22 protein-coding genes are annotated in these 23,862 nt (G+C 74.9%); 19 read left to right on the forward strand and 3 right to left on the reverse strand.

Features of this window, described 5'->3' with window-relative positions; all coding sequences use genetic code 11:
• Positions 1 to 60: 60 nt before the first annotated feature.
• The 3 genes from HDA31_RS07160 to HDA31_RS07170 form a co-directional block, all read right to left on the reverse strand.
• Positions 61 to 783, reverse strand: a complete 723-nt coding sequence (locus HDA31_RS07160) for a TVP38/TMEM64 family protein (protein ID WP_178065854.1) — start codon at positions 781 to 783, stop codon at positions 61 to 63.
• A 70-nt stretch (positions 784 to 853) separates the two neighbouring features.
• Positions 854 to 1,573, reverse strand: a complete 720-nt coding sequence (locus HDA31_RS07165) for a type 1 glutamine amidotransferase (protein ID WP_074474460.1) — start codon at positions 1,571 to 1,573, stop codon at positions 854 to 856.
• Positions 1,563 to 2,810: a MurT ligase domain-containing protein gene (locus HDA31_RS07170; protein WP_178067681.1), complete on the reverse strand. Its 1,248-nt coding sequence runs from the start codon at positions 2,808 to 2,810 to the stop codon at positions 1,563 to 1,565. Before HDA31_RS07170 ends, HDA31_RS07165 begins: the two co-directional genes overlap by 11 nt.
• A 354-nt stretch (positions 2,811 to 3,164) precedes the next feature.
• On the opposite strand from HDA31_RS07170, the gene mraZ reads away from it, so the two are divergent.
• The 19 genes from mraZ (at position 3,165) to HDA31_RS07265 (ending at position 23,818) form a co-directional block, all read left to right on the forward strand.
• Positions 3,165 to 3,596: a division/cell wall cluster transcriptional repressor MraZ gene (mraZ, locus tag HDA31_RS07175; RefSeq protein ID WP_043967289.1), complete on the forward strand. Its 432-nt coding sequence runs from the start codon at positions 3,165 to 3,167 to the stop codon at positions 3,594 to 3,596.
• Positions 3,597 to 3,798: 202 nt separating this feature from the next.
• Entirely contained in the window at positions 3,799 to 4,893 is a 1,095-nt protein-coding gene (gene rsmH / locus HDA31_RS07180; RefSeq protein WP_178065853.1) for a 16S rRNA (cytosine(1402)-N(4))-methyltransferase RsmH, read from the forward strand.
• Entirely contained in the window at positions 4,890 to 5,528 is a 639-nt protein-coding gene (ftsL, locus tag HDA31_RS07185; RefSeq protein ID WP_178065852.1) for a cell division protein FtsL, read from the forward strand. Before rsmH ends, ftsL begins: the two co-directional genes overlap by 4 nt.
• A gap of 5 nt (positions 5,529 to 5,533) precedes the next feature.
• Entirely contained in the window at positions 5,534 to 7,738 is a 2,205-nt protein-coding gene (locus HDA31_RS07190) for a peptidoglycan D,D-transpeptidase FtsI family protein (protein ID WP_184871942.1), read from the forward strand.
• A 91-nt stretch (positions 7,739 to 7,829) separates the two neighbouring features.
• Positions 7,830 to 9,353, forward strand: a complete 1,524-nt coding sequence (locus HDA31_RS07195) for a UDP-N-acetylmuramoyl-L-alanyl-D-glutamate--2,6-diaminopimelate ligase (protein ID WP_178065851.1) — start codon at positions 7,830 to 7,832, stop codon at positions 9,351 to 9,353.
• The gene (locus HDA31_RS07200; RefSeq protein ID WP_178065850.1) at positions 9,350 to 10,750 is read left to right on the forward strand and encodes a UDP-N-acetylmuramoyl-tripeptide--D-alanyl-D-alanine ligase; all 1,401 of its coding nucleotides are present in this window, start codon (positions 9,350 to 9,352) and stop codon (positions 10,748 to 10,750) included. Before HDA31_RS07195 ends, HDA31_RS07200 begins: the two co-directional genes overlap by 4 nt.
• Positions 10,747 to 11,883, forward strand: a complete 1,137-nt coding sequence (mraY, locus tag HDA31_RS07205) for a phospho-N-acetylmuramoyl-pentapeptide-transferase (RefSeq protein WP_043967300.1) — start codon at positions 10,747 to 10,749, stop codon at positions 11,881 to 11,883. Before HDA31_RS07200 ends, mraY begins: the two co-directional genes overlap by 4 nt.
• A 309-nt stretch (positions 11,884 to 12,192) precedes the next feature.
• Positions 12,193 to 13,599, forward strand: coding sequence for an FtsW/RodA/SpoVE family cell cycle protein (locus tag HDA31_RS07210; protein WP_246384708.1), 1,407 nt, complete (start codon positions 12,193 to 12,195; stop codon positions 13,597 to 13,599).
• The gene (gene murG / locus HDA31_RS07215) at positions 13,599 to 14,705 is read left to right on the forward strand and encodes an undecaprenyldiphospho-muramoylpentapeptide beta-N-acetylglucosaminyltransferase (protein WP_178065849.1); all 1,107 of its coding nucleotides are present in this window, start codon (positions 13,599 to 13,601) and stop codon (positions 14,703 to 14,705) included. Before HDA31_RS07210 ends, murG begins: the two co-directional genes overlap by 1 nt.
• Before the next feature lie 34 nt (positions 14,706 to 14,739).
• Positions 14,740 to 16,194: a UDP-N-acetylmuramate--L-alanine ligase gene (gene murC / locus HDA31_RS07220; protein WP_178065848.1), complete on the forward strand. Its 1,455-nt coding sequence runs from the start codon at positions 14,740 to 14,742 to the stop codon at positions 16,192 to 16,194.
• Positions 16,191 to 17,009: a cell division protein FtsQ/DivIB gene (locus HDA31_RS07225; protein WP_178065847.1), complete on the forward strand. Its 819-nt coding sequence runs from the start codon at positions 16,191 to 16,193 to the stop codon at positions 17,007 to 17,009. Before murC ends, HDA31_RS07225 begins: the two co-directional genes overlap by 4 nt.
• A 299-nt stretch (positions 17,010 to 17,308) precedes the next feature.
• Positions 17,309 to 18,421, forward strand: a complete 1,113-nt coding sequence (ftsZ, locus tag HDA31_RS07230) for a cell division protein FtsZ (protein ID WP_043967306.1) — start codon at positions 17,309 to 17,311, stop codon at positions 18,419 to 18,421.
• A 9-nt stretch (positions 18,422 to 18,430) separates the two neighbouring features.
• A complete protein-coding gene (locus tag HDA31_RS07235) occupies positions 18,431 to 19,192 on the forward strand; it encodes a YggS family pyridoxal phosphate-dependent enzyme (RefSeq protein ID WP_178065846.1) in 762 nt (253 codons plus the stop codon).
• 190 nt (positions 19,193 to 19,382) lie between these two features.
• Entirely contained in the window at positions 19,383 to 20,105 is a 723-nt protein-coding gene (locus HDA31_RS07240; RefSeq protein ID WP_074474450.1) for a cell division protein SepF, read from the forward strand.
• 29 nt (positions 20,106 to 20,134) lie between these two features.
• Positions 20,135 to 20,434, forward strand: a complete 300-nt coding sequence (locus tag HDA31_RS07245; RefSeq protein ID WP_043967312.1) for a YggT family protein — start codon at positions 20,135 to 20,137, stop codon at positions 20,432 to 20,434.
• A 55-nt stretch (positions 20,435 to 20,489) separates the two neighbouring features.
• Entirely contained in the window at positions 20,490 to 21,293 is an 804-nt protein-coding gene (locus HDA31_RS07250; RefSeq protein WP_043967314.1) for a DivIVA domain-containing protein, read from the forward strand.
• A 73-nt stretch (positions 21,294 to 21,366) separates the two neighbouring features.
• A complete protein-coding gene (locus HDA31_RS07255) occupies positions 21,367 to 21,984 on the forward strand; it encodes a hypothetical protein (RefSeq protein ID WP_178065845.1) in 618 nt (205 codons plus the stop codon).
• Between the two features lie 6 nt (positions 21,985 to 21,990).
• Complete coding sequence (locus tag HDA31_RS07260; RefSeq protein ID WP_178065844.1) at positions 21,991 to 22,290, forward strand: DUF167 domain-containing protein; 300 nt, start codon at positions 21,991 to 21,993, stop codon at positions 22,288 to 22,290.
• Between the two features lie 22 nt (positions 22,291 to 22,312).
• Positions 22,313 to 23,818: a potassium/proton antiporter gene (locus HDA31_RS07265; RefSeq protein ID WP_074474447.1), complete on the forward strand. Its 1,506-nt coding sequence runs from the start codon at positions 22,313 to 22,315 to the stop codon at positions 23,816 to 23,818.
• Positions 23,819 to 23,862: the final 44 nt, after the last annotated feature.

The raw sequence follows: 23,862 nt of genomic DNA on the forward strand, positions 1-23,862 counted from the left end.
CCCCTTCCTAACGCCCCGCTGGCGGGGGCGCGGTCGCGGCGGGGGCGTCAGGCCGGGAAGTCAGGGGGCCGCGCGGCGGCGGCGTTCCGCGCGCCACCACCGGTGCAGCAGCACCGCGCTGGCGATCAGGCCGAGGCTCGCGGGGGCGGCGGCGTACCAGTTGACGTCGCCGGGGGAGCTGGCCGCCGCGCCGAGCGCCGCGTAGCCGAACGCCGTCGGGGCGGAGGCGAGGACGCTGCCGGCGAGGTACGGCAGCATCCGCGCCCCGGTGGTGCCGTAGCCGTAGCTGACCAGGCCGTACCCGGAGATCGGCAGCAGCCGGACGGTGGCCACGCCCAGCACGCTCTGCCGGGCGAACCAGCCGTCGAGGCGGGCGAGCCGCCCGCGGACCCGTGCGGCGACGAACTCCCGGCCCAGCGCCCGGCCGACGGCGAAGCCCAGCGCGGCGGCCAGCAGCGCCGCGCCGAGCGCGTACGCCGCCCCTTCGAGGGGGCCGAAGATCGCGCCGATGGCGAGCGTGACGAAGGTGCGCGGCACCAGGGCGACCAGCAGCAGCGCCCCGCCGACGATCGCGGCGAGCGGGGCGTAGCCGCCGAGGGGGTCGGCGAGCCGGGGCAGCGCCCCCGCCTCCGGGCGGGGCAGCACCGGCAGCAGCGCCGCCAGCCCGGCGAGCAGGAGCAGCAGCAGGGCGAACCGGCGCGCCGCCGGCTGCCCGAGCAGCCGCCGGGCGCCCGGGAGGATCCGCCGGACGGCCGGCAGCAGCCGCCGGGGGGCCGGTGTCATGCGCGGCGGGGCCGCGGCCCGGACGGGTGGGGATGGCCCACGCGTTCAGCTCGCCGCCGGGCGGCCCGGGTCATGCCCGCGCGGCGGCCACCGCGGCGCGGCGCTCGGCGCGGAGCCGGTCGGCCCAGGTGTCGTCCAGCGGCGGGAGCTGGTGCGCGCCGGTCGCCCAGCGCAGCAGCAGGTCGGCCAGGGCGGGGTTGCGGGCCAGGGCCGGCCCGTGCGAATACGTGCCGAGCAGCTTGCCCCGCCACGCGCCCTCGGTCGCGCCGTCGTTGCCGACCCCGGCGGTGACCCGGGCCAGCGGGGACACGCCCGGACCGAGGTGGGTGCGGCCGCCGTGGTTCTCGAAGCCGGTCAGCGCCGGCACCCCGAGCCGGGGGTCGACCTCGCCGGCCAGCTCCCCGACGGCCCGCGACGGGCCCCGGTCGGACGAGAGGTCGAGCAGCTCCAGCCCGGCGCACTGGACGCCCTTGGCGAAGAACGAGGTGCCGAGGAGCTGGTAGCCGGCGCAGACGCCGAACACCACCGACCCCTGGGCGACGGCCCGGTGCAGGCCGCCGTCGGCCCGCAGCCGCTGCGCGCCGAGCGCCTGCGGGCCGTCCTCGCCGCCGCCGATGAGGTAGATGTCGGCGGTGGCGGGCAGCTGCTGGTCGGAGCGGACCTCCAGCACCTCCACGGGCATGCCGCGCTGCTGGGCCCGGCGGGCCAGGATCAGCATGTTGCCCCGGTCGCCGTAGGTGGACAGCAGGTCGGGGTAGATCCAGACGATTCGCAGGCTCTCAGTTGACACGGTCCAGCTCCGCTCGGATGTCCTGGAAGGCGGTGTAGTTGGCGATGACCTCCAGCCGGCCCGGCGGGACCGACCGGACCGCCTCGCCGAACGTGCGGACGTGCTGGAAGGGCACGCCGTTGACGTCGAGGCGGACCGCCAGGTCGTACGCCCGGTCGCCGGTGATCAGCACCTGCCGGCCGCGCAACGGGGCGAAGTCGACGTCGAAGAGCCAGGAGGTGTCCAGCCCGTCGGGGTCCCGGGCGTTGATGGAGAGCAGCGTCGGCGCGAAGTCGGCCATGTCGAACGCCTCCAGCCAGCTCGCCGGGTTCTTCGCCAGCAGCAGCCGGATGTTGCGCCCGTCCCGGTCCACCTGGGCGTAGCGGCCGGCGACCGAGGTGACCGCGCCGAGCCGGGAGACCGCGTCGACCGGGCGGACGCCGAACTCGGCGGCGACGGCGAGGGCGGTGGCGGCGTTGCCGAGGTTGACCTTGCCGGGGAGCTGGAGCATCACCTTGTGCCAGGCGCCGGTCGGGTCGAGCACCCCGTCGTCCTCGACGGCCCACTGCGGCTCGGGCCGGCGCAGCGGGCAGCCGCTGCACCACCACTGGTCGCCGTTGCGCGCGATGGTGTGCCCGCACTCGGGGCAGACCCACGAGTCGTCGTGCCAGCGCTGGCCGGCGCTGAACCAGGTGACGTGCGGCGGCCGGATGCCCCGGGCCGGGTCGCCGGGCGGGGTGGCCGCCCACACGACCATCGGGTCGTCGGCGTTGGCGATCACCCGCACGTCGGGGTGGTTGACCAGCGCCGCGCGCCAGAGCTGCGCCATCATGGCGACCTCCTTGGCGCGGTCGAGCTGGTCGCGGGAGAGGTTGAGCAGCGCCACCACGTGCGGCTCGGTGGCCTCCAGGACCTGCGCCAGGTAGTGCTCGTCGACCTCCAGCACGGCGTACGGGGTGCTGCCGGCCTTGGCCAGCGCCGAGGTGTGGCCGGTGGGCATGTTGGCGCCGAAGGAGTTGGTGGCGACCCGGCCGAGGACGCCGACCGCCGCCGTTGTCAGCCGGGTGGTGGTCGTCTTGCCGTTGGTGCCGGAGACCAGCGCGATGGCGCGCCCCGCCGAGAGGTGGGCCAGCAGGTCGGGGTCGATCTTCAGGCCGATCCAGCCGCCGATCACCGAACCGTCGCCACGACCCGCGGCCCGGGACAGCGCCGCGGCGGTCCGCGACACGGAGCTGGCCACCTTTGCCCGCAGGGGCATCTTCGCGTCCGTCACGCGAGCGAGGTTACCGGACCGCCGCCCCCGCCAGATCGCCGCCGACGGCGAACCGTTCGGCCGGGGCACCCGGGCGGACGGCCGGAACGCGCTCGACCGGATGGAGTCGATCTATGTCGGGTAGTGGACGCCGGGGTGGGGGCGGTGCGGCCCTCCACTTCGCTCCACCCCTTCTGACGTGCGGTTTTGTCGGCACCGGCGACGCGCCGCGCCGGCGAATCTGGTTGCAGGTGGAGGGAAGTGGAGTAGAGTGGGGACCAATGGTGAGGCCGGGAGGGCCCACCGGCCCGGGGGGAGCGGCGCCGCGAACGCCGCTGCAAGGGCGAGGGGGTTGGGCCGATGTTCCTCGGCACCCACACCCCGCGCCTGGACGACAAGGGCCGGTTGATCCTTCCGGCGAAGTTCCGGGATGAGCTGGCGGGGGGTGTCGTGATCACCAAAGGGCAGGATCGCTGTCTCTACGTCTTCCCGATGCCCGAGTTCCAGCGCATCGCCGACCAGTTGCGCGCGCAACCCATGACGAACAAGGCGGCCCGCGCCTACAGCCGGGTCTTCTTCGCCAGCGCGCACGACGAGGTCCCGGACAAGCAGGGCCGGGTCACCGTCCCGGCGCACCTGCGGGCCTACGCCGGTCTCGACCGCGACCTCGTGGTCATCGGCGCGAGCACACGGGTGGAGGTCTGGGACAAGGCGGCCTGGGAGGCCTACCTCGCCGACAGCGAAGACGACTTCGCCGACATCGAGGAGGGGGTGTTGCCCGGCGGTCTGTAGGGCGTGACGACGCCCGACGTACTGCGAGATCTCCAGCCGCTTTCGAGTTCCTGGCACCCCTTCCCCGGTGCCAGGCGCACGATCTCCCGGAGGGCCGCGGCCTCCGGTGGGCGGGAGCGGATGGGGATCTGGCGGTACGACGGAGGCGTCGTCCGACGACAGGCGCGGAGAGAAACGGACGGTCCAACCGGTGGGGGTCGACATGGGGGAGCTTCGCGGCACGCACGTGCCCGTGCTGCTCGAACGGTGTCTCGAGTTGTTGGCCCCCGCGCTGGACAGGGGCGACCGCACGATCCACGTCGACGCCACGCTGGGGCTGGCCGGTCACGCCGAGGCGGTGCTGCAACGGCATCCGCGCACGGTGCTGATCGGGCTGGACCGGGACACCGAGGCCCTCGCCCACGCGCGGGTCCGGCTGGCCCGGTTCGCCGACCGGGTCCACCTCGAACACGCCGTCTACGACGAGCTGCCCGAGGTGCTGGCGCGGCTGGGTTATCCGGCGATCGACGGCGTCCTGTTCGACCTGGGCGTCTCCTCGCTCCAGTTGGACGCGCCCGACCGCGGGTTCGCCTACGCGCAGGACGCGCCGCTGGACATGCGGATGGACCAGACCCGGGGGGTGACCGCCGAAGAGGTGGTCAACACCTACTCCCACCCGGACCTGGCCCGGGTGCTGCGGGTCTACGGGGAGGAGAAGTTCGCCCCGAGGATCGCCTCGGCGATCCTGCGGGAGCGGGAACGGGCCCGGATCACCTCGTCGGCGCGGCTGGCGGAACTGGTCAGGGAGAGCATTCCCGCACCAGCCCGACGAACCGGTGGACACCCGGCCAAGAGAACGTTTCAGGCTTTACGGATCGAGGTAAACAGGGAGCTGGCGGCGCTGGAGACGGCGCTGCCGGCCGCTCTCGACAAGCTCACCGTGGGCGGCCGCATGGTGGTCCTGTCCTACCACTCGCTGGAGGACAGGCTCACCAAGGCGGCCCTCACCGACCGGGTCCGCAGCAAGGGCCCGGTCGACCTCCCGGTCGAACTGCCCGGGTCGGGTCCGACGTTCCGGCTGCTCAGCCGGGGCGCGGAGCTGCCCGGGGAGGCGGAGGTCGCCGCGAACCCGCGTGCCGCGTCGGTGCGGCTGCGGGCCGCGGAGCGGATCGACCCGGATGCGGAGCGACAGGGGCGGGCCGACCGCGAACGGCCCCGCCGGCGGGTCAGGGCGATGCACCAACCGGGAATCGGATCGGCGGATCCGGGGCCGACGGGCGCAGGGACGGACGAAGAGGGGGAGGGAAGAAGAAGATGAACGCTGACAAGCGCGACGGCCGGGACACCGGCGTCGGGCAGCGTGCACCGCGGTCGGGGGGCCGGATCGCGGCGCAGCGGACCACGCGGGCCGGGATGCCGGCTCCGGGGGCCGGCCGGCTCGACCGGCAGGGGGAGACTCGCGCCCGGGGGGCGCGCGAGTTCCCGACCAACGGCAGCGCCGCGCTGCGCCCGACCGAGCGGGTCAGCCCGACGGAGCGGGTCAGCCCGACCGAGCGGGCCGGTGCGGCGGCGACCCCGTCGCCGCGGCTGCGGGTCGCCCCGCCGCCGCCGGTGTCGGTGCCGCGGGCGCCGTTCGTGGCGCTGATCCTGGTGCTGGTCGTCGGTGGGGTGCTCGGCATCCTGCTGGTCAACACCAAGATCAACGAAAACTCGTTCCGGCTGGAGCGGCTCCAGCAGCAGCAGGCCAAGCTCGACGTGGACCAGCAGCAGTTGGAGAAGGAGATCGCCGACGCCAAGGCGCCCGGCAACCTCACCGCCACGGCCCGCCGGCTCGGCATGGTCGAGGCGGAGGAGCCGGCGTACATCCGGCTGCCGGACGGCCGGGTGATCGGGGTGCCGCAGCCGGCCAACGGCCAGCCGTCGGTCACCAGCCAGCAGGGTGCGGGGGGCTGACCGAGGTGCCGCCGAGAGCTGAGGAACCGCGCCGGGACCCTTCGGGCTCCCGGCGCGGTTCGTCGCGGGCCACCGGCGGGCGGGGCGAGCCGCGCACCGGCGAGCCCGGCGTGCAGGGCATCTCCGACGCGCGGGCGTACACCCCCCGGGGGCGCACCGTCCGCGAGGAGCGCCAGGCGGCGGGCCGGCCGACCGCCGGGGGCGCCGAGCAGCGGCGTACCCCGCGCGGGGCCCGGGCCGGCGGCGACCCGTTCCGGCCGGCGTTGCAGGTGCTCGACGGCGGCCGCGCCGCCCGCCGGGAGCCCGTCCCGGCCGCGCGGGCCGCGGTGGTCCGGACGGTGCCCACCCGGGCGCGGCCCGACGACGACGATGACGCGCCGCGCCCGCCGCGCCGCCGACCCCCCGGGCGCGGCCCGCGCCGTCCCACCCGGCCCGCCGCCGGGCGGTCGCCGCGCAAGCCGCGCAAGCCGCCCCGGCTGGCCGACCCGCGCCGCCGGCTGCGCCTGGGCACCCTGCTCGTCCTCGTGCTGTTCGCCGCCATCGGCATCCGGCTGGTCTTCCTCCAGGCCGTCGACACCCCGGCGTACGCCGGCGGCGGGCTGGCCAACCGGCTGACCCGGGTGGACCTGCCCGCCCCCCGGGGGGCGATCTACGACCGCACCGGCGCCCCGCTGGCCAACAGCGTCGAGGCCCGGTACGTCTTCGCCGACCCGACCCAGGTCAAGGACCGCACGGAGACCGCGCGGGCGCTGTCGCCCCTGCTCGGCCGTCCGGCCTCCGAGCTGGCCGAGCGGATGAAGCCGCGCACCCTGGAGAACGGGAAGTCCTCCCAGTTCGAATACCTGGCCCGGGGCGTCGACATCCCGACCGCCAAGAAGATCGTGGCGCTCGACCTGTACGGCATCGGCGTGCACCGCGACGAGCGGCGCGAGGTGCCCGGCGGCGACCTGGCCGCCAACCTGATCGGCTTCACCAGCCAGGACATGGTCGGCCTGGAGGGCCTGGAGGCCCGCTACGACGACCTGCTGCGCGGCGAGAACGGCCGCCGGGTCTACGAGGCCGGCCAGGGCAAGCTCGACGCGCCGATCCCCGGCGGCTACAGCAGCACCACCCCCGCCAAGCCGGGCAGCTCCCTGCAACTGACCATCGAACGGGACCTCCAGTTCAAGGCGCAGCAGGTGCTCAAGACCCAGGTGGCCAAGGCGCAGGGCAGCGTCGGCGTCGCCATCGTCCTCGACGTGCCCACCGGCGAGGTGCTGGCCCAGGCCAGCCACCCCACCTACAACGCGGCGAAGCCGCAGGAGAGCGAGCCGACCGACCGAGAGGACGCCGCCACCAGCTTCGTGGTCGACCCCGGCTCCATCCACAAGGCGATCACGTTCGGCGCGGCGCTCCAGGAGGGTGTCGTCACCCCCGACACGGCGCTGCCGATCCCCGACACCATCGTCAAGGGCGACACCACGTTCCGCGACACCCACCCGGCGAACGGGCAGCGGATGAGCCTGCCGGGGATGCTCGCGTACTCGTCGAACGTCGGCACCATCGAGATCGCCGACAAGCTCGGCCCGGACCGGCTGATCGACTACCAGAAGCGCTTCGGGCTCGGCCAGCCCACCGGCGAGGGCATCCCGGGGGAGGCCAGCGGCCGGCTGCTGCCCGTCCAGTCGTGGAGCGAGTCGTCGTACGGGTCGGTGCCGATCGGGCACAGCGTCGACGCCACCCCGTTGCAGATGGCGGCCGCGTACGCCGCGATCGCCAACAACGGCACGTACGTCCAGCCGCACCTGATCAAGGAGGTGATCAGCGGCAGGGACGGCAGCCGGACGCCGGGCAAGGCGCCGGTCACCCGCTCGGTGCTCAGCCCGGCCAACGCGGCGGCGCTGCGCACCATGCTGGAGGCGGTCACCACCGTCGACGGGGCCACCGGCCTCGCCGCGGCGGTCCCCGGCTACCGGGTCGCCGGCAAGACCGGCACCGGCATCCGCTACGTCGACGGCAAGCAGCAGCCCGGCGAGGTCGGCTCGTTCATCGGGATGGCCCCGGCGGACAATCCGCGCTTCGTGGTGGCGGTCTTCGTGTGGAGCCCCGGTGGCGGGGGCGGGGCGGTCGCCGCGCCGGCGTTCCGCGACATCATGGGCTTCACGCTCAGCCGCAACCGCGTCCCCCCGTCCGGCGCGCCGGCGCCCAAGTTCGAGGTCTTTCCGCGCTGACCAGGCACGGCGGGACATCATCGGTTGGTGGGGACGAACCACCGGGGCGGCTGTACGGTCGGAACCGGACGACCGGGTAGGGTCTGACGCCGTGCCCGGCAATCCACGCCCACGTACCGTGACCGGAATCCGGCTCGGCGAACTCGCCGACCGGCTCGCCGTCGAGGCCCCCGAGGGGGCCGCCGACCAGGCCGTCACCGGGGTGACCCACGCCAGCCAGGAGGTCCGCCCCGGCGACCTGTACGCGGCGCTGCCCGGCGCCCGCCGCCACGGCGCGGAGTTCGCCGCCGCCGCGGCCGCCGCCGGCGCGGTGGCCGCCCTCACCGACCCGGCCGGCGCGCCGGCCGTGGCCGCGGCGGGCCTGCCGGCGCTGGTGGTGCCCGACCCCCGCGCGGTGCTCGGCGCGCTCGCCTCCGCCGTCTACGGCGACCCCACCGCCGGCCTGACCGTCATCGGGATCACCGGCACCGCCGGCAAGACCTCCACGGCCTACCTGGTGGAGTCGGGGCTGCGCGCCGCCGGCCACGTAACGGGCCTGATCGGCACCGTGGAGACCCGGCTGGGCGACCTGGTCGTCGACAGCGTGCGCACCACCCCGGAGGCCACCGACCTGCACGCCATGCTCGCCGCCGCCCGGGAGCGCGGGGTCACCGCGCTGGTCATGGAGGTCTCCAGTCACGCCCTGGCCATGGGGCGGGTCGGCGGGGTGCGGTTCACCGTCGGCGGCTACACCAACTTCGGCTCCGACCACCTGGACTTCCACGCCGACTCGGCGGACTACTTCGCGGCGAAGGCGCAGCTGTTCGACGGGCGCTGCGCCGTCGAGGTGCTCAACCACGACGAGCCGGCGCTGCGTCCGCTGTTCACCCCCGCCACGGTCAGCTACTCGGCCGCCGGCGACCCCACCGCCACCTGGTACGCCACCGACGTCGACGGCGAGGGCTACGCGCAGCGGTTCACCGCGCACGGCCCCGGCGGGGTGACCGTGCCGGCCGGGGTGGCGCTGCCCGGGCGGCACAACGTCGCCAACGCCCTGCTGGCCATCGCCGCGCTGGTCGGCGCGGGGGTGGACGCGGCGACCGCCGCCGCCGGGGTGGCCGCCTGCGGCGGGGTGCCCGGCCGGCTGGAGCTGGTCTCGGCGGCCGGGCCGGTGCGCGGGGTGGTCGACTACGCGCACAAGACCGACGCGATCGTGGCGGCCCTGGCCGCGCTGCGCGAGCTGAGCGCCGGGCGGCTGATCTGCGTCCTCGGCGCCGGCGGCGACCGCGACCGCGGCAAGCGGCCGGAGATGGGCGCGGCCGCCGCCCGGGGCGCCGACGTGGTGCTGGTGACCGACGACAACCCGCGCACCGAGGAGCCGGCCGGGATCCGGGCGGAGGTGCTGGCCGGGGCGTACGCCGCCGGCACGCCGGCCCGGATCGTCGAGGTGGCCGGCCGGCGTGCGGCGATCGACGAGGCGGTCCGGCTGGCCGCCCCGGGTGACGTGGTCGCCGTGCTCGGCAAGGGGCACGAGCGTGGGCAGGAGGTGGGCGGCGAGGTGCTGCCGTTCGACGACCGCACGGAGCTGGCCGACGCGCTGCGCGCCCGCTTCGGGGACCTGGCGGGCCGGCGATGATCCCGCTGACGCTGGCCGAGGTGGCCGAGGCGGTCGGCGGCCGGCTGGTCGCCGCCGATCCCGCCGCGCGGGTGACGGGCCCGGTGGAGTTCGACTCGCGCAAGGCCGGGCCGGGCGCGCTGTTCGTCGCGTTCCCCGGCGAGAAGGTGGACGGCCACGACTACGCCGCCGGTGCCGTGGCCGCCGGCGCGGTGGCGGTGCTCGGCACCCGGGAGGTGCCCGGCGTGCCGATGGTGCTCGTCGGCGACGCCCTCGACGCGATGGGCCGGCTGGCCCGCGCGGTGGTGGACCGGCTGCCCGCGCTGACCGTGATCGGGCTGACCGGCTCGTCGGGCAAGACCACCACCAAGGACCTGATCGCCCAGCTCACCGCGCGGCTCGGCCCCACGGTGGCCCCGCCGGGGTCGTTCAACAACGAGCTGGGCCACCCGTGGACGGCGTTGCAGGCCGACGCGGACACCCGCTTCCTCGTGCTGGAGAAGGGCGCCCGGGGGGTGGGGCACGTGCGCTACCTGTGCGAGGTGGTGCCGCCGCGCATCTCGGTGGTGCTCAACGTCGGCGTGGCGCACCTCGGCGAGTTCGGCTCGGTGGAGAACATCGCGCTGGCCAAGGGGGAGCTGGTCGAGTCGCTGCCCGCCGACGGGCTGGCGGTGCTCAACGCCGACGACCCCCTCGTCGACGCGATGGCCGCCCGCACCGCCGCCCGCGTGGTGCGCTACGGCGAGGCCGCGCACGCCGACGTGCGGGCCGTGGACGTGACGCTGGACGGGCGGGGCCGCGCCGCGTACACCCTGGTGACGCCGGAGGGGAACGCGGCCGTGCGGCTCGGGCTCACCGGCCGGCACCAGGTGTCGAACTCGTTGGCCGCCGCCGCGGTGGCCCGGGAGGTGGGCATGCCGCTGGGCGAGCTGGCCGTCGCGCTGGGCGAGCTGGGCCTGGTCTCCACCCGCCGGATGGACGTCTTCGAGCGCCCCGACGGCGTGACGGTGATCGACGACTCGTACAACGCGAACCCGGCGTCCACGGCGGTGGCGCTGCGCGCGCTCGCCGGGATGCGCGGCGCGGGACGGGCGGTCGCGGTGCTGGGCTACATGGCCGAGCTGGGGGAGTACGAACGACAGGGGCACCTGGAGGTCGGCCGGCTCGCGGCCGAGCTGGGTGTGGACCGGCTGCTCGTGGTGGGCGAGCCGGCGGCGCCGATCCACGAGGGCGCGACAGCGGTAGAGGACTGGGGAGGAAAATCGGTGCTGCTCACCGATCAGGCGGCGGCCGTCGAGGTGCTGCGGAGTGAACTACGGGCGGGCGACGTCGTCCTGGTGAAGGGCTCCCGGTACCGCACCTGGGAGGTGGCCGACGCGCTGCGCGCCGACGCCACGGACGGGGGTGCCGCCGCATGAGGGCGGTGATCGTCGCCATCGGCGTGGCGTTCCTCGTCTCGCTCTTCTGCACCCCGATCGCGATCAAGGTGTTCGCCCGGCTGAAGGCCGGCCAGCCGATCCGATCGAACCTCGGGCTCGCCAGCAACGAGGGCAAGAAGGGCACGCCGACGATGGGCGGCGTGGTCTTCATCCTGGCCACCGTCATCGCGTACGTCGCCGGGCACCTCGCCCTGACCACCCTGCCGGACGCGCAGATCGCCCAGGTCGAGCCGACGATCACCGCGCTGGTCCTGCTGGGCCTGATGGTGTTCTCCGGCGCGGTCGGCTTCATCGACGACTTCCTCAAGGTCCGCAAGCGGAACAGTGGCGGCCTCAACAAGCGGGGCAAGCTGGCCGGGCAGATCCTGGTCGGCGCGGCCTTCGGCGTCGTCGCGCTCTACTTCCCCAGCAGCATGACCGACGCCAGCGGGGCGGCCACCAACACCGAGACCGTGGGCGCGACCACGCTGAGCTTCATTCGGGACATCCCCGCGCTGGACGTCACCAAGATCGGCGCGGTGGTCATCTTCATCTTCGTGGTGATGGCGGCCACCAACGGCGTGAACCTCACCGACGGCCTGGACGGCCTGGCCACCGGCGCGTCGGTGATGGTCCTCGCCGCGTACGCGCTGATCGCGTTCTGGCAGTACCGGCACTGGTGCGCCGACCCGTCGTACACGGCGAACCCCGACAACTACTGCTACACCGTGCGGGACCCGCTGGAGATCGCGCTGATCGCCGGGGCGGCGGCCGGGGCCTGTGTGGGCTTCCTGTGGTGGAACACCTCGCCGGCCCGGATCTTCATGGGCGACACCGGCGCGCTCGGCCTGGGCGGCCTGATCGCCGGCATGGCGATGTCCACCCGCACCATCCTGCTGCTGCCGATCATCGGCGGGCTCTTCGTGATCATCACGATGTCGGTCGTCATCCAGATCATCTCGTTCCGCACCACCGGCAAGCGGGTGTTCCGCATGTCGCCGTTGCAGCACCACTTCGAGCTCGCGGGGTGGAGCGAGGTCAACATCGTGGTCCGGTTCTGGATCATCGCGGGGATCGGCGTGGCCATCGCGCTCGGCCTGTTCTACAGCGACTTCCTCGCCGCGATGGGCTGAGCCGCCCGCCCGCCCGCCCGCCCGCCCGGCGCGGCCCGGCACCGTTCGCGCGGCGCGCCGGGCGTTAAGAAGGGGCCCCTGCTATGCAGAATGCGTTAACAGGGGGCCCCTCCTTTCGCCCGGCGACACGCCGACCACGGCGTTCGGCCGGAACGGGCCGCCCGCATTGGCGATGATGGGCGGGTGGGGGAGGACCGAGGCACCAGCGCGACAACGACCGACACGGCCGGGCGACGCGGCCCGGGGGGCGGCCGGGGGGCCGACCCGCCGGCCGCCGCGCCGGGGTTCGGCCTGGACGCCGCCGGCGGGCTGGCCGCGCTGCGGGGCCTGCTGGCCCGCCCGCTGGCCTCCTACTATCTGCTGATCTCCAGTGCCGGCCTGCTGCTGGTCATCGGCCTGACCATGGTCTTCTCGGCCACCAGCGTGAAGAACTACGCCGAGGAGGGCAACGCCTTCGCCGACGCCACCCAACAGGCGATCTTCGCGGTGATCGGGGTGGTGGCGTTCTGGGTGTGCCAGCGGCTGCCGGCGAGCACCTACCGGTCGGTGGCCGGCACGGCGCTCGGCATCGCCGTGGTGCTGCTGCTGGTGCTCAACCTGCTGCTCGCGCTCGACTCGTTCTTCGGGGTGAAGCGGGTGGGGCCGCTGGAGGCCAACCTGCTGTGGCTGTTCGTCGGCGGCGTCCAACTCCAACCCTCCGAGCTGGCGAAGTTCGCGCTGGTGCTGTGGGGCGCCGACGTGCTGGCCCGCAAGGGCGCCCGGCTCGGCTGGTGGAAGGAGCTGGCCACCCCGCTGTTCCCCGTGGTCGCGCTGCTGTTCGTGCTGGTCGGCTACAACGACGTCGGCACGATGCTCTGCCTGCTGGCCCTCGTCGTCGGCCTGCTCTGGGCGGCCGGGGTGCGCGCCAAGGTCTTCGCCGTGCTGTCGGTGATCGGGCTGGTCGGCATCGGGCTGCTCGTCGCCGCCGCCTCGCTCGGCGCGGGCTCGGGGGCGAAGGGCGAGGAGAACTACCGGCTGGCCCGGCTCACCATCTTCTTCAATCCGCCCGAGCCCAGGGACTGCTTCGAGACGTGGTGCTACCAGCTCGTCCAGGGCCGCAACGCCATCGAGCACGGCGGCTGGTTCGGCGTCGGGCTGGGCAAGAGCAGCTTCAAGTTCGGCTGGCTGCCGGAGGCGCACAACGACTTCATCTTCGCCGTCCTCGCCGAGGAGCTGGGCGTGGTCGGCTGCGTGGTGCTGATCACCCTGTTCGCGGTGCTCGGCTACACCGGGCTGCGCATCGCCCGGCGGGTCGAGGACCCGTTCCGCCGGCTCGCCGCCGCCGGCGCGACCACCTGGCTGGTCGGCCAGGCGATCATCAACATCGGTGGGGTCATCGGCCTGACGCCGATGACCGGCGTGCCGCTGCCGTTCATCTCCGACGGCGGAAGCGCCCTGGTGGTGACCATGGCGGCGGTGGGGATGCTCGCCTCGTTCGCCCGCTGCGAACCCGACGCGGCCCGAGCCCTGCATGCCCGTCCGCCCGCCCGATGGGTCCGACTACTCTGGGCCCCGTTGCCGCCGCTTCCCGGCCGGCGCCGTCGCCCGGCGTCGCCACCGGCGGACCGTGGGTCCGTGCCCCGGTCGCGGGCGCGGCGCGAGGACGACCAGGCCGCATCCCGTGGCGCCCGGCCGGACCGGGCCCGGGGCGGGACGGCGAGCGAGAGGAGACGCTGATGGGTCCGCTGCGTTCGGTGGTGCTCTGCGGAGGGGGCACGGGTGGCCACATCTACCCGCTGCTCGCCTTCGCCGACTGCCTGCGCCGACACGACCCGGGCGTCCGGATCACCTGCCTCGGCACACCGAAGGGCCTGGAGAACGAGCTGATCCCGCCGGCCGGCTACGACCTGCGGCAGATCCCGGCCTACCAGCTGCCCCGGTCGGTGAACATGAGCCTGGTCCGCACCCCCGACCGGATGTGGAAGGCGGCCCGCGCGGCGGGCAAGGTGATCGACGAGGTCCGGGCCGACGTGGTCGTCGGCTTCGGCGGGTACGTCTCCGTGCCCGGCTACCTGGCCGCCTGGCGGCGCGAGCTGCCGATCGTCATCCACGAGGTGAACGTGCCGCCGGGGGTGGCCAACCGGCTCGGCATGAAGTTCACGAGCAACGTCGCGGTGGGCTTCCCGCACCAGCCGGCGCAGGCCGAGGCGCTGCGCGACGCCCGGGTGGTCGGGGTGCCGCTGCGCCGGGGCATCGCCGGGCTGGACCGGGCGGCCAACGCCGCCGCCGCGCGCGCCCACTTCGGACTCCGGCCGGACCTGCCGGTCCTCTTCGTCGCCGGCGGCTCGCAGGGCGCCCGGTCGATCAACCTCGCCGTCGCGGGCGCGGCCAAGGAGCTGGCCCGGCACGGCGTGCAGGTGCTGCACGTGATGGGCGCCCGCAACGAGCCGGTGCCGGTCCCCAGCGACCTGCCGGTGCCGTACGTGACGCTGCCCTACCTGTCCCAGATGGAGATCGGCTACGCCGCCGCCGACCTGATGCTCGGCCGGGGCGGGGCGATGACCTGCGCGGAGGTCGCCGCGATCGGGCTGCCCACCGTCTACGTGCCGTACCCGCACAGCAACCAGGAGCAGAAGCGCAACGCGCTGCCCGTGGTGGAGGCCGGCGGCGGGCTGCTCGTGGACGACGCCGAGCTGACCCCGGACTGGGTGGAGCGCACCATCATCCCGCTGATCCGCGACCCGCACCGGCTCGCCGCGATGGGCGCCGCCGCGGCGGCGTACGGGCGGCGCGACGGCGACGAGGCGCTGCTGAACTTCGTCTACGAGGCGGTGGCCCGATGAGGGGCGCGGCCGTCGCGACCGGAAGGTGCCCGTCATGAACACCGCGCAGTTCACCCCGGCCGGGACGCTGACCGCCGAGGACCTGGGCCGGATCCACCTGATCGGGGTCGGCGGCGTCGGCATGAGCGGGCTGGCCCGGCTCTTCCTCACCCGGGGCCTGCCGGTCTCCGGCAGCGAGCTGCGCGAGTGGCCGTCGCTGGCCGGGATGCGGGCGCTGGGCGGGACCGTCCACATGACCCACGAGCCGTCCAACCTCGACGGCGTCGACACGGTCGTCTACTCCTCGGCGATCCCGCAGGACCACGTGGAGATGGTGGAGGCGCGGCGGCGCGGGCTGCGGGTGCTGCACCGCTCCGAGGCCCTCGCGGCGGCGATGACGGGCCGCCGCACGGTGGCGATCGCCGGCACCCATGGCAAGACCACCACCACCTCGATGGTGACGATGGTGCTCCAGCAGGCCGGCGCCGATCCGTCCTTCGTGATCGGTGGGGAGATCTCCGAGGTCGGCTCCGGGGCGCACCACGGCACCGGCGAGCACTTCGTGGTCGAGGCGGACGAGAGCGACCGCTCGTTCCTCATCTACCGCCCGTACGTATCGGTGATCACCAACATCGAGGCCGACCACCTCAACACGTACGGGGACCTGGCCACGCTGGAGGCGGCGTTCGCCGAGTTCGCCCGGCTCACCGACCCCGACGGGTTCATCGTCACCTGCGCCGACGACCCGGGCGGGCGGCGGCTGGCGCAGACGCTGCGGGCCGAGGGCCGCCGGGTGCACACGTACGGCGAGGCGGCCGACGCCGACCTGCGGCTGAGCGAGGTCGTCTCCTCCGCGCAGGGGGTGCGCTACCTCGCCGAGATCGACGCGCGGTCGCTGGGCGAGTTCCGGCTGCCGGTGCCGGGTCGGCACATGGGGCTCAACAGCGCGTCGGCGGTGCTCACCGCGTACCTGCTGGGGTTGCCCGTCGAGGCGGCGGAGGCCGCGCTCGCGGCGTTTCCCGGGGTGCGGCGGCGCTTCGAGCGCAAGGGCGTCGCCGACGGCGTGCTGGTCTACGACGAGTACGCCTACCACCCGACCTCGATGACGCTGGCCATGCGGACGCTGCGCGAGGTGGCCGGCGAGGGGCGGCTGCTCGTGGTGTTCCAGCCCTACCGGCTCTACCGCACCCGCGACCTCCAGGCGGAGATCGCCGCCGCCCTCGGCCTCGCCGACGAGCTGGTGCTGCTGGAGGTCTTCGGCCCCGGCGAGCTGCGCCAGCCGGGGGAGGGCTCGGCGGCGCTGGTGGAGGCGGTGCCCCTGCCGGCCGACCGGAAGGTCTTCGTCGGCTCCTGGGAGGACGCGCCGGTCGAGGTGGCCCGCCGGGCCCGCCCGGGCGACGTGGTGGTGACGATGGGCGCCCCGCCGATCTCGCTGCTGGGCGACGAGCTGCTGGCGGCCCTGTCGGCCCGCGCCGGTGACGCGGGCGGCTCGGCGGCCACCGCCGGATGAGCCCCGGTCCGGCGCGGGGCCGCACGGCCGGCGCGGACCCGGGCGGGGGCCGGCGGGGGCCGGTGCGGCGCTGGCAGCTGGTGCGGGCCGGCTCGGACGCGGTGCCGCCCTCGACCCGGCGGTTCATGGCCCGGGCCCGGCAGCGCCGGATGCGCGCGGCGCTGCCCTGGGCGGTGGCCGCGGGGGTGCTGGCCCTGGCCGCGCTGGTGGCCTGGACGGTGCTCGGCACCGGGCTGTTCGGCGTGCGCGAGGTGCGGGTGGAGGGCGCCGAGCTGGTCACCGCCGTGGAGGTCCGCGAGGCCGCCGCCGTGCCGGACGACCAGCCGCTGGCGCGGGTCGACCTGGCCGCCGTCGCCCGGCGGATCGGCGCGCTCGCCCCGGTGGAGCGGGCGACGGTCACCCGGGACTGGCCGGGGGCGCTGGTGGTGCGGGTGGTGGAGCGCACGCCGGTGGCGGCGGTGCCGCAGGGCGAGCGGTTCGCCGTGGTCGACGGGTCCGGGGTGGTCTTCCGGTCGCTGCCCCGGCAGCCGGAGGGCCTGCCGGTGGTGCGGGTCGGCCAGCCGGGGCCGGCGGATCCGGGCACCCTGGCCGGGCTGGAGGTGCTGGGCGCGCTGACCCCGGAGCTGCGCGGGCAGCTGGTGGAGGTCGGCGTCGAGGGGCTGGCCCGGATCAGCCTGCGGCTGCGCGGCGACCGGACCGTCGTCTGGGGCGACGCCACCCGGGGGGCGGACAAGGCCCGGGTCGCCACGGCCCTGCTCGGTCGGAAGGCCGACACGATCGACGTGAGCGCGCCGGACGTGGTCACCTTCCGGTGACCGGCCGGTCAGCGGCCCACCCGGGGCGGGTCGCCCCGGGGCATGGGCCGGCCGGCGGCGCGGGCCGGAAGGTGAGGCGTGGCCCTCTCCGGCGGCGACACGCCGGGCGGGTCCTTGGCTCCGGGCGTGGGGCCGCTTACGTTGCCCCGAAGAGGATCAGTAGTTGACATAACAGTAAGCCTCTAGTAGAGGGTGAGGGTTCACCTCTCGGCCTCGTTGGGGGCCCGGCCGTGTCGGCGCTGGTCTGGCCAAGCCGTGTGGGGTCGGCCCATGCCAATCTCGAAGGGAAAGGACCGGAGATGACACCTCCGCACAACTACCTGGCGGTCATCAAGGTCGTCGGCATCGGGGGCGGCGGCGTCAACGCCGTCAACCGGATGATCGAGGTTGGGCTCAAGGGCGTCGAGTTCATCGCGATCAACACCGACGCGCAGGCGCTGCTGATGAGCGACGCCGACGTCAAGCTGGACGTGGGGCGCGAGCTGACCCGGGGGCTCGGCGCGGGCGCCAACCCCGACGTCGGCAAGAACGCCGCCGAGGACCACCGCGACGAGATCGAGGAGGTGCTCAAGGGCGCCGACATGGTCTTCGTGACCTGCGGCGAGGGCGGCGGCACCGGCACCGGCGGCGCGCCGGTGGTGGCGAACATCGCCCGCAAGCTCGGCGCGCTGACCATCGGCGTGGTCACCCGGCCGTTCTCCTTCGAGGGCAAGCGCCGCCAGGTGCAGGCCGAGGCGGGGATAGACGAGCTGCGCAACCAGTGCGACACGCTGATCGTCATCCCCAACGACCGGCTGCTCGCGCTCGGCGACCGCAACATCAGCATGATGGACGCCTTCCGCACCGCCGACCAGGTGCTGCTCTCCGGCGTCCAGGGCATCACCGACCTGATCACCACCCCGGGTCTGATCAACCTGGACTTCGCCGACGTCAAGAGCGTGATGAGCGGCGCGGGCAGCGCCCTCATGGGCATCGGCAGCGCCCGGGGCGAGAACCGCGCGGTCGAGGCGGCGGAGGCGGCCATCTCCAGCCCGCTGCTGGAGCAGAGCATGGACGGCGCGCGCGGCGTGCTGCTCTCCATCGCCGGCGGCTCCGACCTCGGCCTGTTCGAGATCAACGACGCGGCCCAGCTCGTCACCGATGCGGCCCACCCGGACGCCAACATCATCTTCGGCGCGGTCATCGACGACGCCCTCGGCGACGAGGTGCGGGTCACGGTGATCGCCGCCGGGTTCGACGGCGGGACGCCGGCGTACAAGCCCGAGCCGAGCCGCAAGAGCAACCAGAACCAGCCCGCCCAGCCGACCACGCCGACGCCGCCCCCCGCCACGATGCCGGCGCCGTCCCAGTCGCCGCGGCGGGTGCTCTTCGACGACGTGGACGTGCCGGACTTCCTCAAGAACGGATCCTGACCGCCCGAGATGACCGACGTGAACCCGACGGCGCGCCCCGGGCCCGGGCGCACCGACCGCCGGGCCGAGCTGGCGGCCGGGCTGGCCCGGGTCCGGTCCCGCATCGCCGCCGCCTGCGCGGCGGCGGGGCGGGCCGACTCCGAGGTCACCATGGTCGCGGTGACCAAGACCTATCCGGCCTCCGACGTGCTGGCGCTGGCCGGGCTGGGCGTGGTCGACATGGGCGAGAACCGGGACCAGGAGGCCGCCGGCAAGGCCGCCGAGGTGGCCGCCGCCGGGGCGACGCCCCGCTGGCACTTCATCGGGCAGTTGCAGCGCAACAAGTGCCGGTCGGTGGTCCGCTACGCCGACGTCGTCCAGTCGGTCGACAGCGTCCGGCTGGCCCGGGCGCTCGACGTCGCGGCCCTGGCGGGCCGGGACCGCCCCGTCGACGTGTTGGTGCAGGTCAGCATCGACGCCGACCCGTCCCGGGGTGGGGCGTTGCCGGGCTCGGCCGACCCGGACGCCGGGCTCGGCCCGGTGGCCGGCGCGGTGGCCGGCGCGGCGGGGCTGCGGCTGGCGGGGCTGATGGCGGTGGCGCCGCTGGGCTGGGAGCCGCAGCGGGCGTTCGCCCGGCTCGCGGAGGTGGCGGAGGCGTTCCGCGCGGCCCATCCGGAGGCGGTCGCGCTCTCCGCCGGGATGAGCGGGGACCTGGAGGCGGCTATCCGACACGGCGCGACACATGTCCGCGTCGGCAGCGCGTTGCTCGGAATGCGTTCCACGCTGCGGTAGCCTGACCCGCGAGAGAAGCAAATTACATCAGTGTTGTTTCAGGAGCGGCGTCCCGTCGTCAGGGGGCGCGGCCCACGACCGCGAATCGTGGGCCGGGGATTGCTGTTCCGGTCCGGTGGGCAGGTTGTCCACTCGCGAGAAGCGACACGGCACGGGGGCGCGTGCCGCACGGCGGACGGAAGGGCGCGGGATGGGTGCACTGCGCAAGGCGGGGGTCTGGCTCGGTCTGGTCGAGGAGGACGACGAGCGGGCGTACGACGACGGTGGCTACGACAAGGGTGGCTACCGTGAGTCGTCGCGCTACCGGCAGGGCCGGTACGCCGAGGAGTTCGCCGACGACGACGATGACGACGAGCCACCGGCGCCGCGGCCCCGGGCCGGTGAGCGGGGCCGGCTGACCGAGCGTTCCGCGACCCGTCCGCTGGACTCCGACCGGGACCGGGACCGGGCCGACTCCGACCGGCCGGAGCGCGCCGAGCGGGTCGAGCGCCCCGACCGGTCCAGCGTCCGGTCGATCACCCGCAGCTCCGGCGGGGAGGGCTCCGGCGCGCTGACCTACCACACCCGGGACAACCTCGCCCTGGCCCCGCAGGCCCAGCCGAGGGAGCGGGTGGCCCCGGTGGAGGAGGAGCAGCGTTACCAGATCACCACGCTGCACCCCACCACCTACCGCGAGGCCCGCACGATCGGGGAGCACTTCCGCGACGGCGTCCCGGTGATCATCAATCTCACCGAGATGGACGAGGCCGATGCCCGCCGACTGGTCGACTTCGCCGCCGGGTTGGCGTTCGGGCTGCGCGGTACGATCGAGCGCGTGACCAACCGGGTGTTCCTGCTCTCACCGGCCAACGTCCAGGTCACCGCGGAGGACAAGGCCAAGATCGCTGAGGGTGGGTTCTTCAGCCTGAGTTAGCCCCGCCCGACCGAGGGACGTCGCCTGCTGTGTTGTCGATCCTGCTCCAAGTGCTGTACCTGATTCTGTATGTCTTCCTGATCATTCTTCTGGCCCGGTTTGTCCTCAGCGCGGTCCTCGCCTACGGGCGTCGCTGGCAGCCGGGCCGGGGGGCCACGGTCGGACTGGAATCCGTGTGGAGCGTCACTGATCCGCCTCTCAAGGCGTTGAGGCGTGTGATCCCTCCGCTGCGAATTGGTACCGTGAGCATCGACCTGGCCTCCCTTGTGCTCCTGGTTATCCTGTTCGTGCTGATGGAGTTCGTGTTGAAGCGGCTGATCCTCGGGTGACGAAGACCCGCAGGTCCAGCCCGCTACGCGGCCGCAACTGACCCGAGGAGTTTCGATGCCGCTGACCCCGGCCGACGTTCACAACGTCGCCTTCAAAAAGCCGCCGATCGGCAAGCGGGGGTACGACGAGGAGGAGGTCGACGCCTTCCTGGACGAGGTCGAGCGCGAGCTCGCCCGTCTGATCGAGGAGAACAACGAGCTGCGCGCCCAGGTGGAGCGCGGCGGTCGCGGCGGCGCCCCCGCCGGTCCGGGCGGCGACGCCCGGCTCGCCGCGGAGCTCAACGACGTCAAGGCCCAGCTCGACCGGGTGCAGCGCGACAAGGTGGCCGCCGAGCAGGCCGCCCGGGCGATGCAGGCCGAGCTGGAGCAGGTCCGCGCCCAGGGCGGCCCGGCCGTGGCCGGTGACGGCGAGCAGCAGGCGCTGCGGGTGCTGATGATGGCCCAGCGCACCGCCGACGACCACGTCTCCGACGCCCGGCGCGAGGCCGACCAGCTGCTCTCCGAGGCCCGGTCCAAGGCCGAGGAGGTCACCCGCGAGGCGCGCGCCAAGGCCGACGCCCTGGAGCGCGACGCCCGCCAGCGGCACCAGGAGGCCATGGGCGGCCTCGACGCCAAGCGCACCGCGTTGCAGAAGCACATCGAGGAGCTCAAGCAGTTCGAGCGGGAGTACCGCACCCGGCTCAAGGCCTACCTGGAGAGCCAGCTGCGCGACCTCGACGGCCGTGGTCAGGGCCTGGAGGCCGAGATGACCCGGGCCGAGGGCGGCCGGGCCGTCGGCGGCAGCAACGGCCTCGCGGCCGCCGGCCTCGCCGGCTCGTACGGCGGCGGGCGCTCCGGCGCGCTGGAGTCCGGCCGCTGATCTTCGGTGTGGCGGCCGTCGTGGGGACGGCCGCCGACCGTGCCACCTGAATCCGACGCGGCGGGGGTGAGCCGTGCTAGTCGCAAGCCTGTTGCTCATCCTCGTCGCGGTCGTGCTCCTGGTGGTCGGCCTCACCGGTGGCTCCAGCGTGCTGCTGGCCGCGTCCATCGCGGCCAGCCTGCTGGCCGCCGTCGCGTTGGTGGTGGGTGCCCGCCAGGCGGCCGCCGCCCGGGCGGCAGCCGCGCGGGTCGACCCCGGCCCGTCCGACCAGGGCCGGCCCCCTGCCGGCCGGGCCCCGTGGGACGCGGCCGAACCTCCGGCCGGGCCGGACGTTCCGGCCCAGCGTGTCCCGTCCACGATCGGCGCCGACGACCCCGGGTGGCGGCAACCGCCCGGGTCGCCGGCCGCCGGGGCGGACCCGTCCGCCGACGGGGCGGGCGAGGCCGCCACGCCCCTCGACGAGCCGCCGCCGCTGCCGGTGTCCCCGGCCGACGCGGCGCTGGTCGCCGAGCTCGACGCGGAGGTCCAGGTCGTGGACGGCCGGCCCCGCTACCACCTGTCCGACTGCCCCCACCTCTACGGCCGCGGGGCCGAGCCGCTGCCGGTGGCCGAGGCGGTGCGGCTGGGGTTCACCCCGTGTTCGCGCTGCGCGCCGGACGACGCCCTGCTCGCCGACGCCCGGCTGCTCTGACGGCCGATGGACGACACGCTCACCGTCGCCGTACGGGTCAGGCCGGGTGCCTCCCGCGCCCGCGTCGGCGGCCGGCACGACGGCCCGCACGGGCCGGCGCTGGTGATCGCCGTGAACGCCCCGCCGGTCGACGGCCGGGCCACCGAGGCGGCCCGCCGGGCCCTCGCCGACGCGCTCGGCGTCCGGCCGGCGGCCGTCGCGCTGCGGGCCGGCGCGGCGAGCCGGGACAAGCTCTTCGCGGTCGAGCGCCCGACGCCGGAGCTGACGCAGACGCTGCGCCGGCTGCGCGACGGGGCCGGCCGGTGACGGCTGGCCGCACCGGGCCGGCATGACCCCCGGGTTCGATCTCGCACTGCTGCTCGGCGCCGGGGTGTTGCTGGTGGCGGTCGGCGCGGTCCGCTTCTCGACCCGCCTCGGCGTGCCCAGCCTCCTGGTCTACCTGGCCCTCGGGGTGGCCATCGGCGAGTCCGGGCTGGGCATCCGCTTCGACGACGTCGACCTGACCCGCACCCTCGGTTTCTGCGCCCTGATCGTGATCATCGCCGAGGGCGGGCTGACCGCCCGGTGGAGCACCCTGCGCCCGGTGCTCGGCCTGGCCTCGGCGCTGTCCACCGTCGGCGTGGTGGTGAGCATCCTGGTGGTCGGCCTGGCGGTGCACCTGCTGCTCGGGCTGGACTGGCGGCTGGCGATGCTCTACGGCGCGGTGCTCTCGTCCACCGACGCCGCCGCCGTCTTCGCCACGCTGCGCCGGCTGCGCCTGCCGCCCCGGCTGGTCGCCACGCTGGAGGCCGAGTCGGGCATGAACGACGCCCCGGTGGTGCTGCTGGTGGTGCTGCTGTCCCGCTCGGCCACCGAGGCCGGCCACCCCTGGTGGTACGAGGTGCTGCTGCTCGGCTACGAGCTGGGCGTGGGCGCGGCCGTCGGGGTGGGCGCGGGGCTGGCCGGTCGGGCGGCGCTGCGCCGGGCGGCGCTGCCGTCGGCGGGGCTGTACCCGATCGCGGTGGTCGGCTTCACCGTGCTCGCGTACGCCGCCGGCGCGGTGCTGCACGCCTCGGGCTTCCTCGCCGTCTACGTGGCGGGGGTGCTGCTGGGCAACGCCCGGCTGCCGCACCGGCAGGCGATCCTCGGCTTCGCCGACGGGCTGGCCTGGCTGGCCCAGATCGGCCTGTTCGTGCTGCTCGGGCTGCTGGTCTCGCCGGGCCGGCTGGAGTCGGCGGTGCTGCCGGCGGTGGTCGCCGGGCTGGCGCTGCTGCTGCTGGCCCGGCCGCTGTCGGTGGCGGTGTCGGCCACCCCGTTCCGGGTCGGCCCGCGCGAGCAGGCGTTCCTGTCCTGGGCGGGGTTGCGCGGGGCGGTGCCGATCGTGCTGGCGACCATCCCGCTGTCGCAGCGGGTCCCGGGGGCGGAGCAGCTCTTCGACGCGGTCTTCGTGCTGGTGGTGATCTTCACGGTGCTCCAGGCGGGCACCCTCGCCCCGGCCGCGCGCCGGCTGCGGGTCACCGCGCCCGCCGAGCCGGCGGAGATCCGGGTCGAGACCGCGCCGCTGGAGCGGATGCGGGCCGACTTGCTCCAGTTGGAGGTGCCGCCGGGCTCGCGGCTGGGTGGGGTGCACGTGGACGAGCTGCGGCTGCCGGTGGGCGCGTCGGTGACGCTGGTGCTGCGCGACGGGGTGGGCTTCGTGCCCGGCCCGGACACCCGGCTGAAGGCGGGCGACAGCCTGTTGATCGTGGCCACCGCCGGGGTGCGGGACGCCGCCGAGCGGCGGCTGCGGGCGGTCAGCCGCCGGGGCCGTCTGGCGCGGTGGTTTGGCGAGTACGGCGACGACCGCGACGACTGATCTGCTAGCGTTCGTTTTGCCCATTTGAGGGCTTTTCGAGGCGG

This window comes from Micromonospora carbonacea, assembly GCF_014205165.1.
Classification (GTDB): domain Bacteria; phylum Actinomycetota; class Actinomycetes; order Mycobacteriales; family Micromonosporaceae; genus Micromonospora; species Micromonospora carbonacea.

Excerpts from the sequence above, each read along its gene's own strand:
- HDA31_RS07235 (WP_178065846.1), top strand. The coding sequence starts at position 18,431 with ATGACCGACGTGAACCCGACGGCGCGCCCCGGGCCCGGGCGCACCGAC.
- HDA31_RS07160 (WP_178065854.1), bottom strand. The coding sequence starts at position 783 with ATGACACCGGCCCCCCGGCGGCTGCTGCCGGCCGTCCGGCGGATCCTC.
- HDA31_RS07225 (WP_178065847.1), top strand. The coding sequence starts at position 16,191 with ATGAGCCCCGGTCCGGCGCGGGGCCGCACGGCCGGCGCGGACCCGGGC.
- ftsL (WP_178065852.1), top strand. The coding sequence starts at position 4,890 with ATGAACGCTGACAAGCGCGACGGCCGGGACACCGGCGTCGGGCAGCGT.
- HDA31_RS07265 (WP_074474447.1), top strand. The coding sequence starts at position 22,313 with ATGACCCCCGGGTTCGATCTCGCACTGCTGCTCGGCGCCGGGGTGTTG.
- HDA31_RS07170 (WP_178067681.1), bottom strand. The coding sequence starts at position 2,810 with ATGCCCCTGCGGGCAAAGGTGGCCAGCTCCGTGTCGCGGACCGCCGCG.
- murG (WP_178065849.1), top strand. The coding sequence starts at position 13,599 with ATGGGTCCGCTGCGTTCGGTGGTGCTCTGCGGAGGGGGCACGGGTGGC.
- mraZ (WP_043967289.1), top strand. The coding sequence starts at position 3,165 with ATGTTCCTCGGCACCCACACCCCGCGCCTGGACGACAAGGGCCGGTTG.
- HDA31_RS07260 (WP_178065844.1), top strand. The coding sequence starts at position 21,991 with ATGGACGACACGCTCACCGTCGCCGTACGGGTCAGGCCGGGTGCCTCC.
- HDA31_RS07200 (WP_178065850.1), top strand. The coding sequence starts at position 9,350 with ATGATCCCGCTGACGCTGGCCGAGGTGGCCGAGGCGGTCGGCGGCCGG.
- ftsZ (WP_043967306.1), top strand. The coding sequence starts at position 17,309 with ATGACACCTCCGCACAACTACCTGGCGGTCATCAAGGTCGTCGGCATC.
- rsmH (WP_178065853.1), top strand. The coding sequence starts at position 3,799 with ATGGGGGAGCTTCGCGGCACGCACGTGCCCGTGCTGCTCGAACGGTGT.
- HDA31_RS07250 (WP_043967314.1), top strand. The coding sequence starts at position 20,490 with ATGCCGCTGACCCCGGCCGACGTTCACAACGTCGCCTTCAAAAAGCCG.
- murC (WP_178065848.1), top strand. The coding sequence starts at position 14,740 with ATGAACACCGCGCAGTTCACCCCGGCCGGGACGCTGACCGCCGAGGAC.
- mraY (WP_043967300.1), top strand. The coding sequence starts at position 10,747 with ATGAGGGCGGTGATCGTCGCCATCGGCGTGGCGTTCCTCGTCTCGCTC.
- HDA31_RS07240 (WP_074474450.1), top strand. The coding sequence starts at position 19,383 with ATGGGTGCACTGCGCAAGGCGGGGGTCTGGCTCGGTCTGGTCGAGGAG.